11 protein-coding genes are annotated in these 13,004 nt (G+C 38.7%); 2 read left to right on the plus strand and 9 right to left on the minus strand.

Going from position 1 to position 13,004, the window contains the following annotated elements:
- Nucleotides 1–207: 207 nt before the first annotated feature.
- The 5 genes from CCE82_RS04910 to CCE82_RS04930 form a co-directional block, all read right to left on the minus strand.
- The gene (locus CCE82_RS04910; RefSeq protein ID WP_086428306.1) at nt 208–1,188 is read right to left on the minus strand and encodes a glycosyltransferase family 2 protein; all 981 of its coding nucleotides are present in this window, start codon (nt 1,186–1,188) and stop codon (nt 208–210) included.
- A gap of 282 nt (nt 1,189–1,470) precedes the next feature.
- Complete coding sequence (locus CCE82_RS04915) at nt 1,471–2,826, minus strand: hemolysin family protein (RefSeq protein ID WP_086428307.1); 1,356 nt, start codon at nt 2,824–2,826, stop codon at nt 1,471–1,473.
- Nucleotides 2,827–3,145: 319 nt separating this feature from the next.
- Nucleotides 3,146–5,044, minus strand: a complete 1,899-nt coding sequence (locus CCE82_RS04920; RefSeq protein WP_086428308.1) for a PTS fructose transporter subunit IIABC — start codon at nt 5,042–5,044, stop codon at nt 3,146–3,148.
- Between the two features lies 1 nt (nt 5,045).
- Nucleotides 5,046–5,969, minus strand: a complete 924-nt coding sequence (gene pfkB / locus CCE82_RS04925; protein WP_086428309.1) for a 1-phosphofructokinase — start codon at nt 5,967–5,969, stop codon at nt 5,046–5,048.
- A complete protein-coding gene (locus CCE82_RS04930; protein ID WP_086428310.1) occupies nt 5,969–6,721 on the minus strand; it encodes a DeoR/GlpR family DNA-binding transcription regulator in 753 nt (250 codons plus the stop codon). Before CCE82_RS04930 ends, pfkB begins: the two co-directional genes overlap by 1 nt.
- A gap of 267 nt (nt 6,722–6,988) precedes the next feature.
- On the opposite strand from CCE82_RS04930, the gene CCE82_RS04935 reads away from it, so the two are divergent.
- Entirely contained in the window at nt 6,989–7,207 is a 219-nt protein-coding gene (locus tag CCE82_RS04935; protein WP_240507171.1) for a DUF6007 family protein, read from the plus strand.
- Between the two features lie 361 nt (nt 7,208–7,568).
- Here CCE82_RS04935 and CCE82_RS04940 read toward each other — a convergent pair whose 3' ends face one another.
- The 4 genes from CCE82_RS04940 to norA all read right to left on the minus strand — a co-directional run bounded on the left by CCE82_RS04940 (nt 7,569) and on the right by norA (nt 12,015).
- Nucleotides 7,569–7,748, minus strand: a complete 180-nt coding sequence (locus CCE82_RS04940; protein ID WP_026066852.1) for a VraH family peptide resistance protein — start codon at nt 7,746–7,748, stop codon at nt 7,569–7,571.
- A 135-nt stretch (nt 7,749–7,883) separates the two neighbouring features.
- A complete protein-coding gene (ybaK, locus tag CCE82_RS04945; RefSeq protein WP_086428312.1) occupies nt 7,884–8,363 on the minus strand; it encodes a Cys-tRNA(Pro) deacylase in 480 nt (159 codons plus the stop codon).
- Nucleotides 8,364–8,385: 22 nt separating this feature from the next.
- A complete protein-coding gene (locus CCE82_RS04950; RefSeq protein WP_086428313.1) occupies nt 8,386–10,710 on the minus strand; it encodes a CDP-glycerol glycerophosphotransferase family protein in 2,325 nt (774 codons plus the stop codon).
- Between the two features lie 138 nt (nt 10,711–10,848).
- A complete protein-coding gene (norA, locus tag CCE82_RS04955; protein ID WP_086428314.1) occupies nt 10,849–12,015 on the minus strand; it encodes a multidrug efflux MFS transporter NorA in 1,167 nt (388 codons plus the stop codon).
- Nucleotides 12,016–12,318: 303 nt separating this feature from the next.
- Between norA and CCE82_RS04960 the strand changes: the two genes are divergently transcribed.
- Nucleotides 12,319–12,936, plus strand: coding sequence for a DUF1361 domain-containing protein (locus CCE82_RS04960; protein ID WP_086428315.1), 618 nt, complete (start codon nt 12,319–12,321; stop codon nt 12,934–12,936).
- Nucleotides 12,937–13,004 lie beyond the last annotated feature (68 nt).

Genomic DNA, 13,004 nt, shown 5'->3' on the forward strand with positions numbered 1-13,004 from the left:
GCAATATTTTTGTATGCCATTCACCCTCAATTTCCGACTACTTTAGAGTCATTAACGAATCATAAACCTTTGAATGGATTGAGGCTTAAAATTTTTTATGTCCTAACCCCGAAAACTTTTTTATTTAATTCGAAAACTTCTTCAAAAGTTGCCAAAATACCCAAAATTCCCGAGAAATCAGATGAACCGGAAAACCCAACACGCCCTCTATAATGACATGTCTTGTTTCGCTTCATCATGATGAGTTGGCATTTGAACATTCGATGCCTCCACAATATACTTCGGTCGTTGTTTTACTTCATAATAAATGCGTCCGATATATTCACCAATCACACCTATTGATACGAGCTGGATACCACCGATAAACAACACTGCTGCAATCATCGTAAAGTAACCTGGCACATCAATACCATGAATCAATGTATCAATAAAGAGGTAAATAATGTAAATCATACTCATGCCAAAAATGAGTAATCCTAAATAAATCATTGTACGTAGTGGCTTATAATTAAACGAAATTAAACCATCTATTGCATAATTAAGCAAACTACCAAATGACCATTTTGATTCGCCCGCTTCACGCTCTACATTTTCATAGTGAATGACCTTACTGTTATAGCCGATCCACGAAAAGAGCCCTTTTGAGAAACGATTGTACTCCCCTAAACGTACTAATGAACGCACGGCACGTTGACTTAACATTCTAAAATCACCCACGCCGTCTTCTAACTCAATATCTTCAATGAAATAGTTAATCATTTTATAATACAAACGCGTCATCCATTTGCGCGACGCATGTTCACCGGTACGATTACGTTTGGCAATAATTTGATCGTAGCCTTCGCGATACGCTTTGACCATCTCCGGTATCAGCTCAGGCGGATGTTGTAAATCAGCATCAATCATGACAACTGCATCACAATCTGTACTATGTTCAAACCCCGCAATCATTGCGGCTTCTTTTCCAAAATTTCGACTAAATGAAATGAACTTCACATGTGGCGACTGTGCAGCTGCTTGTTGAAGAAGCATTATCGTATCGTCTTGACTCCCATCATCAACAAACAACATGTCGTAATCATAAGATTGCTCGACGCTATCTCTTTCTAGTATTTCTGATAATTCTTGAATCGTTTGATGTAAGACGTCCGTTTCATTAAAACACGGTACAATCACACGTAATTTCATTTTGTGCACCTACTCCATTAACTTTTTCTATCTACTATCCCTTGTTTCTACCCCTTTGCTTTAAAAACATAACTATCACTTTCAAAATAAAAAAGCGGCATAGAATTCTAACGTTCACATTAGATTTCGTATGTCCGCTCTACATAGAAACAATTTCATACAATGTTGTTCAGTTACTTGTGCACATGTCTCCGATTGCTCTGACACACTTGCAAATACTCATTTGAGGAAATTGAAAACGAAAATTTTGATACTTTTCATTCTTTTTAAAAGCGCCCTCAATTAAGATTCGTCTTTTAAGAACTCATCTTCATCGTCTTCACTTTTCATACGCTCTTGGTTGTATTCGTAACGCAATAACACATGGATAATTTGATGGTTTTCAATTTCAGAAATAACCCATCTATCATGCACCGTATCGACAAAATCATCTTGTTCGAGATCGGTATTTTGCGCTTGAAGCCAACCTCCAATCGTATCAATGTCTTCTGAATCTTCAAAGACAATGCCAAACATTTCTTCTAAGTCACTGAGCAACACACGCCCATTAATTTGGTAAGTCTGTTCATCTAACTTCACAATATCATTGACTTCATCATCGTCAAACTCATCTCGAATTTCACCGACGATTTCCTCTAAAATATCTTCCATCGTTAAAATCCCAGCCGTTCCACCGTATTCGTCAATAATTAAACTGATGTGCACATGTTCACGTTGCATACGTACAAGTGCATCGCTAATACGTGTAGACTCTGAAATCATTGGCAATTCATGAATATAATTACTAATTTTAATCGGTACACCTGACGCATATTCCGTTAAAAATTCTTTTACGTTAATAAAACCTTTAATGTGGTCTTTATCACCGTCTTCCGTAATCGGGTAACGTGTAAATTGATGTTCTTTAATTGTCTCTAGTAACTCATCAACATTAAAAGGTTCGTTCAGCGTAATCATTTGCGTACGTGGCACCATAATATCTTTGGCGTGACGTTCGTCAAATGAAAAAATATTTTGCATATATGCGAGCTCAGTTTGGTTAATTTCGCCACCATGATAACTGTTGTTCATAATGATTTTCAGTTCTTCTTCTGACATGGCTTCATTACCCGCATTCGGATCTGCACCAAAAATTCGGATGATAAAACGTGCAGAACCATTCATCAACCAGATTAACGGTTTCATAATCAATCCAAAATAGTAAAGCGGTCTTGCATAAAGCAATGCGATACGATCTGTGTATTGAATCGCTAAACTTTTTGGCGCCAATTCACCAATCACGACATGAATGTATGTCACGACAGTAAAAGCGACGACTATCGATACTGTCATAACTAAAGCGTCCGGGATGTGTAACAGCTCAATCACTGGATGTAAAATGCGTTCGAATAATGGTTCACCTAACCACCCGAGTCCAAGTGATGTCACTGTAATCCCTAGTTGACATGCTGATAAATAATAGTCTAAATTTGAAATCATTTTTTTCACAACACGTGCATTCCCATTTCCCTCAGCAATGAGTTGTTCAACACGTGAAGCTCTCACCTTAACTAATGCAAACTCAGAACCTACAAAGACTGTAGTTAAAGCAATTAATGCAAAAAATATAAATAAGTATAATATGGTCGTACTATCCAATTAGTTCCCTAATAGATAGGGATTCACCTCCGTTAATTGACATCGCCCAAAAGAAAGCGATGTTGTATTGATTTGGCCATAGCGACAAGTCATCATAACGTTTACTAAATCCTTCCCATTGAGCGACCTCCAGACACAAAAATATTAATTTTATCATAACATAAGTTGATGTGAAATTATACTATGAACCTGTGCGACTTGAGTCCCATTTTATACAATAGACGGACAATTCCTTGTTTTTTTATGATGTATTTGATTCGTATATCAAAAAAGACACACCCATGATTTAAAACCATGCATGTGTCTCTTCAAAAAATGTTTATGCTTTATTGGGTGATTGTTTGATGATACCGTAAATCACTGCACCGACAACCGCACCAATTAAAATGGCAAGCAGTGTGAATAATGCGTGACCTGGGTCTGTACCGAAAATCACGACTAAACCACCATGTGGTGCGTTAATATTTGAACCGAATAATAACGCAAGTCCGCCGGCAACACCTGAACCGATCATCATTGACGGAATGACACGTAATGGGTCTGCCGCCGCGAATGGAATAGCCCCTTCAGTAATAAAACTTGCGCCCATTACAAAGTTAGGAATGATTGAACCACGTTGCTCTTTTGTAAATTTAGAACGGAAAATTATCATCGCTATCGCAAGTGCAATTGGAGGTACCATACCGCCAACCATCGCTGCTGTAATCGGTGCTGCATTGCCTGCTGTTAACGCTGCAGTACTGAACACGTATGCCGCTTTGTTGAATGGACCACCCATGTCAATCGCCATCATTGCACCGAGTACAATACCGAGAATAACCACATTGCTACCTGATAAGTTGTTTAATCCTGAAATTAAAGCATTGTTTAACCATGCCGCTGGTGTATTGAAAACATAGATCATCAATAGACCTGTGACAGTCACCGAAACAATTGGATAAATCAATGTTGGTTTGAGCCCTTCTAACATTTGTGGGAAGTTTTGTGTTGCTTTTTTAATACCTTGCGTTAAATAACCCGCTAAGAAACCAGCGATAATCCCACCTAAAAATCCTGAACCACCAGAAACTGCCAACATACCACCGACAAGACCTGCTGCGAAACCTGGTTTGTCAGCAATACTACGCGCGATATAACCCGCTAAAATTGGGATGATTAGAGCAAATGCACTCTTATTCCCAATATTCCATAATGTTTCGGCAAATGCGTTATAGTGTGAACTATTGGGATCCATTGCATCTGGATGAATCATAAACACAATCGCCATCAAAATACCACCCGCAATGACAAGCGGTAACATATTCGATACACCATTCATCAAGTGTTTATAAATCGCTTTACCGACACTTAATTTTTCAGTATCATCATTTGAACTTTGATGCTGGTCTGCTACGAATGGTTTACGTGTCGTATCTAATGCCTTATTAATCAATGATTCCGGGCGTTTAATCCCATCAGCCACAGGGACTTGAACCACGTTTTTACCATTAAAACGATTCGTTTCTACATGAACGTCTGCCGCAACGATAACCCCTGTCGCACGGTCAATATCTTCTTGTGTTAATCTATTTTTAATTCCACTTGCACCGTTTGTTTCGACTTTAATGTTAATGCCCATTTCTTCAGCTTGTTTTTTCAAAGCATCACGTGCCATATACGTATGTGCAATTCCTGTTGTACAAGCTGTTACTGCGAGGACATAAGGCTCGTCATCATTCATCGGTGCGGGATCTTCTGTGATTTCTGATTCTTCGTCTGTTGCTTCGTCGTCCGCTTTATTAATAATTGCAAGTACTTCCTCAGGTGAGTTCGCTTCTAATAATGCTTGACGCACACTTTCATCCATTAAAACACTCGATAATTTGGCTAAAGCATCCAAATGTGTTTGTGCGCCTGTCGCTGGTGCTGCAATCATAAAGAATAAATGCGCGGGTTGCATGTCTAAGCTGTCATAGTCAACCCCTGCTTTAGATTTACCAAATGCGATAGCTGGTGTTTTTACCGCTTCTACTTTCGCGTGTGGAATGGCAATCCCTTCACCGATACCTGTTGAACTTTGTTGTTCGCGTTTGTGAATTGCTGCGATATAGTCATCCAGGTGATTTAATTTCCCTGCTTGGTTTAATTGTTGTGCAAGTTCGTCAATGGCACCATCTTTCGTAGTCGCTGAAAGATCCATTGCGATTGTTTCTTTTGTGAGTAACTCAGTAATTCTCATGTTACCCCTCCTCATTAAGTGGTTGAATCGTCACATGTGCTTGGAGTTCCTGAATTGTGTCATAGTGTGCTAAATCATCGTTAAATGCTGTCGCAGAACCTGATGCAATCGCCAAAGTTAAAGCATCTGGTAACGTGAAATTTTGAGAAAGCCCTGCAATCATCCCCGCTACTGTACTGTCACCGGCACCAACTGTATTCACGACTTGACCTTGTGGCGCTTGAATTTTGTATGCCACATCTTTGTCCGCATAAAGTGCACCATCGCCACCAAGTGATACGATGACGGATTGTGCCCCTTTATCAACTAGACGGCGTGCGTATGTCAACACATCTTGATCTGTCTCTATTTTCGTGTCAAACATCGCTTCAAGTTCGTGCTGATTCGGTTTAATAAACAAAGGATGATATGGTAAAATCCCTTCAATTAAAGACTTTTCAGCATCAACAACGAGTTTCGCACCTGTTTGTTGTGTGATTTTTGCAATATCGATATAAATCGTGTCCGGCAAACTTGAAGGCACACTTCCGGCTACAACGACAATATCCTCTGAAGTTGTCGCTTGAAGCTGTTCGAATAACGTCGCAACCTGTGCCTCAGTAATATGTGGGCCTGCTGCGTTAATTTCTGTCTCAGCTTGACTCTTTAACTTCACATTGATACGCGTATCTTCATCAACGTGTGTAAATGCGGTATGAATTCCTTCTGCTTTAAGCGTGTTTTCGATAAATTGACCTGGAAAACCACCGATAAATCCTAAAGCCGTTGAAGGAACGTGTAATGTTTGTAAAACGCGAGAAACGTTGATCCCTTTACCACCCGCAAATTTAGCAGTGGCTGTTGTACGATTCAAATCTCCCGCAGCAAAATCATCTACAAACATGACATAATCAATAGATGGATTGAATGTCACTGTATAAATCATCATTTGCCTCCTAATATTTCAAAATGGTTGTCATAAACATTAAAATTATGCATATGTCGTGCTTTTTCCGAAGTAATCAAAATCGGTTGCTCTGTCGTGTGAATCGCCGCTAAATATTGTTGATTGAACTTTGATGCATCCGCCAATATATACGTTTGTTGTGCGTGCTTCATCGCTGTTTCTTTTACAATCGCCTCACGTTCATCCGGTGTGGTAAGCCCCGCTTCACAATCGATACCATTCACACCTAGAAAAACTTTATTAAAGCGATAATGTTGTAGAAACGAGACCGCACGACTTCCGACTACCGCGAGCGTGTTGGCTTTGACATCGCCACCAATAATTTTAGTCGCAATCCCTTTTTTCAATAGCTCTTCAACGTGTGATAAACCATTCGTGATGACCGTAATCTCTTTCGCCGTTAAAAAAGGAATCATTTCTAAAGTTGTAGAACCGGCATCCAAATACAAACAATCTCCATCATTGACAAGTTGTGCTGCTCTTTTCGCAATTTCAACCTTTTCTTCAATGTGTTGGGTTCTTTTCTCATGAAGTTCAGGTTCCTTCTGTTCGCCAATTAACTTTGCACCCCCATGCACGCGCGTCAACTTACCTTCATCTTGTAACTTCGATAAGTCGCGTCGAATCGTTGAGGCACTCGAGCCCGTATATTCAATCAGATGTTGCAATGATAAGAATTGATGTTGTTCCAATGCAGTCAATATGAGTTCATGCCTTTTTTCCGTTAACAACTTTATCACCTCAATTTAATTACATTATAGTGTATCCGTTTTCACAAATCAATCATTTTCGTTCATTAAAATTCAAATTCAGTCATAAAATAGTAAAAAAAGACAAATTTCAGTCACATTCAACCACAAGTATCTCAATACATTTTAATTTTATGCTGGATTTACCAAATTCAACCAACAAGAACCGATTATTAATTAGTGTAAGAACATGCTATGATAAAGGCGCGTCGATACACGTTGTCATACGTGAAATATACAAAAAGGGGCGTGCTCGATTTGAAAAAGGATCACCTTGATGAATCATTAACAGGTATTGGCATTTTAGATTTGATTTTTGTCGTACCTTTCTCTGTACTCTTTTCTTATCTCCCGTTAGAACATTGGTGGCAATGGATAATCAACATCATCATTGTGGTATTCTGTGCACTGGGCGCATCATATCTTTTCATTACGATTAAGGCGCAATTCAAAAGCAAACGTCATTGAAAAATTAAGATGGCGAGCGATGTAAACATGTTCTCGTTATACAATCGAAATAGCTTCAACCTTTTGTTAAAATAATAGTAGATCAATGGTAGGTTGAAGGAGGACGTGGTGATGCTAAAAAGTTAAAAAACACGGCTGACCTCGTTAGTCATTTCTCTAGTGATTTCTATAGGTTTTGTCGTATTGGACATTGTAAATATTATGACGAAAGAGTCCAATATTGCACTCATATTAAGTGTTGTCAGTTTACTCATTTTCTGAACGTTTATTATCATTGACATTTACATCATATACAAACTCAAAAAAGAAGCGTGACCGACCTTTTTCGTCGCATCACGCTTCTTTTTTATATTTTATGATATTAATAACGTTCGTACGCGTAAGAGCCTATGACAGCACCAGCTGGAATACCGATAAATGGCGTAAAAATCATACTTAACAACACCATTGATACAATCATAATCACAAAACTTTTAGAACCGACCTTCATATCTAACAAATTCTCTTTAATACGGTCAAAATAATCTCTGACTCTCATCATAAACAACTCCATATTCGTCATTTTTAACTTCGCTACATTCCTATTCTATCATGTATGCATTGCTGAACACCTGGGTCCAGAGGCTTATATGATTGTAAAACATTGGTTGTATATGACAGATATGCCATATTCAAATTACTGAATAACATCCTTTACTTCTGCACGACTCATCTCAATTAAATCATCTGGTGCTAAGCCCATTTGTACACCACGTTGCCCCGCACTCACAAAGACCCGGTCGAGCAACTCGATCGTACCATTAATAACTGTTGGAAAATGCGTCTTCATCCCGATAGGTGAACAACCACCACGGACGTACCCTGTCACTTTCTTCAAGTCATCAAGTGGCATCAAGTGCAATTTCTTTTCGTTTACTGCTGCCGCTGCTGCTTTCATATCTAAATGCGCTGTCACTGGAATGACAAAGACAAAGTGTTCATGATCTGCATTTTCAAGAACGAGCGTTTTGTACACTTCTGCACTATCCGCATTGATCAGCGCCGCCACTTCATGACCTTCAAGATGACTATCCCCTACTTGAAAGGTACGAATATCATAATCCACTTTCGCTCTATCCAATTGACGCATCGCATTCGTTTTCTTTTGTTTCGCCATGATTACACCTTCTTTCTAACTTTTATCGCGCAAATATCGACTGCACGACGCGTTCATCTGAATTAAGTTCATCATACGTCATTAATTGCGCAATGACCGCTTGATGATTAACTGTTGACGTCGACTCAATGTACTGTTGTATTTTTTCAACATCCGGCGTCACTTTTTGAATACTTGGAAATTCATGCATATCAAAATAAAAACCGACATCTTGTTGATAATCTACCGTATCTTCATCAAGAATTAAAATAGGACGATTGAGATGCGCATAATCAAAAATCGCTGACGAGTAGTCTGAAATGAGGACATCTGAGATTAAATATAACTCTTGAATATCCACCATTTCATTAAAAAAGCAATGGACACGTGGATGCAAGTTTTGATAACGTTCACGTAAATGCCCTTCATTCGGATGCAACTTCACAATCATTTCATAGGATGAAGGAAGTCGTTCCAACAATGCGACAATGTCTAGTTCGGACACAGATTGACGCGCATTTTTACGCCAAGTCGGACAAAATAAAATGTACTTTTTAGACGCATCTCGTTGGAATAAATATTTTTCTTGAATGTCGAGCCATTTCGCTTCATCATTTTGATAGCGTATTAACAAACTATTTCGAGGTGCCCCTTCACGTAAAATCGTCAAATTCGGATGCGTATCAAGTCGGAAAGCTGAGCGAATATATGTTTCGTAGCGTTCCGAAGATGATAACAAGACATCCCACTTTTGCATCCGTGGCGCAAATTGTTGGGCTTGCTTTTGACGTTCGACAGCGTCTACCAAGTCGTTCACCATTCGTTTAAGCGGGAAACCATGCCATGTTTGAATGACTTGTTGCTCAGGATGTTTGACCAGTCTGTCCCACAAATTACCATTAATCACAACGTAACGACATTGTTCGAAAGCGCGGATGTAAGCACGTGTTCCAAATCGCACAGGTATCATGTCATAACTACGGATTTCCATTTCTACTAACGGATCTGCGGCACTCACATAGACGGTTAATTCAGGGTACATACGCTTCATCGCACATGCAATCGCTTTTGGATCTCCTGAAAAGTTTTTACCGTGGAATGATTCAATAAACACAGCTTTGTCAGACACGTGACGACGTTGATTTTGAAACTTTTTCACTTGCGCTTCAACGTTAAAGAGTCCTTTGCGTGTCAATTGATACAATCGTGACCCTTTTCGAAACGGACTTTTCGGTGCTTGTTCTGCAGTTTCTTTCATTTTAACAGCCACACGTTTTGCCGTATTTTGTACATATTGATAACGTGCTTTCATTTTCGGTTTAGCGATTTGTGACACAACAATTGTATGCTGTGCTGCTATCGCTTTAGTTTGACGGATTAACGCCTCTGTATCATGATTTTGCCCAAGTCGGGCATTAAAAGTCGCAACATCCGCTTCACGTTCAGCATCTGTGTACGTGCCATTGATCATTTCTACAATTTTCGCTGCGTCACTTTCTAATGATTTCGTAATCCAAGTCACCGCATGAAATGACGCATAAATATCATGTAAAACCGCATCTTCACCTGCATAAACACAGACACGATTCCCCTGTGCCATCGCTTCTAAAATGGAATAGCCGAATGTTTCATATGGCGACGTCGACACGTAAATATAATCTGTCGGCTCTGTTCCGTTGATATGGACATAATCTTCTAAACGATAAGCCACCACGAGATTTTCGTATAGTTCTAATGATGGGCCATACCCTTGTAAATGGAGATGAATGTTTGTTTCACCTTGTGTATACACGAGATAACGCATCAACTTTAACACATATGAAATGTCTTTGATCTCATCTTCAAAACGGGCTTTCATTAATAAATTGCGTGTTTGATGCATCGGTTGCTGTTGAAATTGCACATGTTGATGATTCACATACATCGGAAAAACATAAGGGTAGTCATATCGCTGTTGAAACGCTTCTGCAATTTTTGGCGTACTTACACGCACCGCATCGATTGCTTCTAATGCGAGATCCATTTGCGGGTTGATATACGCTAAAGGACTGTGAACTTCACCTAAAATAAGCATGTGTGGCGTACGATGTTTCACTTCTCGAGCAAATTTGAAAAAGTCCTCACGCGTTAAAATGAGCAAATCTGCTTGATCTAACGTCTCTGCCCCACGAAATGCGATAAACTGTGCGTCTTCAATTGCCGGCCCTTCTTCAACTTTCAATTGAGCCACTTGACGTTTCTGAAAATGCATGTAGTTAATATATGTCACTTGATGACCTGCACGCAAAAAACTTTGCATTAAATTGAGATTGCTGCGTGTCGTGCCACCTTTTTGGAAAATGTTATAGCCTAATATTTTAATGTGCATCACGTATTCGCTCCTACTTCTTCAGTTCAATTTCCAACATTATAACATGAAAAACAGTAGATTATCGCATGACACCCTTGTCGTGATGACGTGCCAAATGAGATATCTACTGTTTCATTTTACTGATGATTTCATTGTTTAAGATTGCTTCAAATCTTGATGACGGCGTAACTGTTTTTCAATTAAAATGACGATACAGCCGAGTAACATAAATATAATCGACATGTATAACGGATATTCAATGTTCACATCGTATAAACCACCGGCAATGAGTGGACCAATGAAATTCCCCATACTCGTAAATGTTGAGTTCAGGCCACCTGCAAAACCTTGACGATTCCCTGCAATATTGGAGAAATAATTCGTTAAAGCAGGTCGAATTAAGTCAAAACCGATAAACACGATGAAACAGATCAGCATCACGTGCCAATAACTATTCGCAAAAATCAGTAGCACTAAAACAAACGCAGAATAAATTAAAGCGTAAATAATAAATACTAGTTCGCTCATGCGACGTATCATTTTATCAAATAAGAACACTTGGAAAATCGCGCCAAAAATACCGCCACCTGTAATCGCAATCGAAATATCCCCCGGTTGGAAATCCATTTTATCTGTCGTATAAAGTGGAAATAACGTCTCAAATGCAGATAACCCAAACGCTAAAATTAACGTTAAAATGGCCGGTGTAATAAAGGCTTTATAATTAATCTTGCCAAGCTCTGTACTATCAAAGTGCGCAAAGCCTTGTGTCGTCGCTCGTTTCGGTGAGTGGACGAAAATTAAAGTACAAATAAATGCTAAAACACCGAGCACACCCGCAAAAACAAATGGTAAACGATGCGAAATCTCAGCTAAGAAACCACCGAGCCCTGGTCCTAAAATAAAACCAGCTGAAATAATCGCTGACATATAACCAAAATTTCGCGCTTTATCTTTCGCTGGAGATAAATCCGCAATCAAGCCTGTGACCCCTGGCATGACCATCCCGGCACTAAAGCCACCGAGTACACGCGACACGATGAGTAACGAAAAAGTGTGGCTTCCTGCAAATAAAAACTCAGAAATACTAAATAAAACTAAACCTATACAGATAATGAGTTTTTTGCCTAATCGGTCTGCCAAAGTACCGCCAAAAGGTGAAATCAACATTTGAGCTAGCGCAAAAACAGCAACCAAAACACCAAGATCTGAGCCGGATAGCCCTAAGTCTTTTAAATATACGGGTAAGACAGGAATAATTAATCCTATGCCTAAAAAGACTAAGAAAATATTCAAATATAAGATAATAAATTGCTTTTTCAAATGCGCCACTCCCTTCGCTTCATTCAAAAGATTACAACATTATATAACATTTATTTTACAAAAGAAAGTTTTGAAACGCTAAAAATATTGGGTCTCGAAATATTTGATGTGATAAAGAACTTGATTTGATGCGTCCGCTCTCTTTGACAGTGCCTCAATTCACGCGTATATAGATGATTGACAACGTACCTTCCAAATTGCTTTCTACAACTTAAGACCGATTCATAATTAAATGACCGTCAAAAATTTGAAACCAACGTCATTAACGGTTATGCTAAATATCTCACAGAAGGAGGTGCTATCATGAATGCCCGATACATTGCGCGTATCACCTATGTGGTATTAATTCTCATTTCAATTATTATTCCCAATTACTTAAAATTTTTAACACTCAATGTATCTTTAGCTTATATTCCATTAGAACTGGCCTATCTTATCAAATTATTTATACCAAAGCGTGCATTTGAATGGCCGCTTTTTATCATATATTTAATCATATTTATATTAATGTTACCGAACACCTTTTACATGGTCACAGATTTAATCCATCTGAATCAATTTACATTTAACTTTTTAGCCGGACTTGATTTGTCTGAGTGGTTTCATTTCACACTTCTTATCTCATCAGTCATTTTCGCACTTTATTGTTACGTGTTAATTGTATTAGAAATTTACCATCTTATTCAAACGCGACTTGTTCGTATTTTGGTGCTATTCGGTATGATGGGATTGAATGGACTCGGCATTTATGTCGGACGTTTTTTACGTTTTCACAGCGTCCATATTATTAATCATCCCTTTTCCGTTATCGTCAGAACATTAAAATCATTGGATTTAGAAGCACTTATTTTTATTTCATTCATGACACTGATACAAGCTTTAATATTCTTATTTGTGAAAGGAGTTCGTAGCCGTTCATGATTACAACAACCTTACTCATCAGCGCCATAATGGTCTTTCAACTTCTTATCACCATATTTTACTTTCAA

The sequence above is a fragment of the Staphylococcus cornubiensis genome (genome assembly GCF_900183575.1).
Classification (GTDB): Bacteria; Bacillota; Bacilli; order Staphylococcales; family Staphylococcaceae; genus Staphylococcus; species Staphylococcus cornubiensis.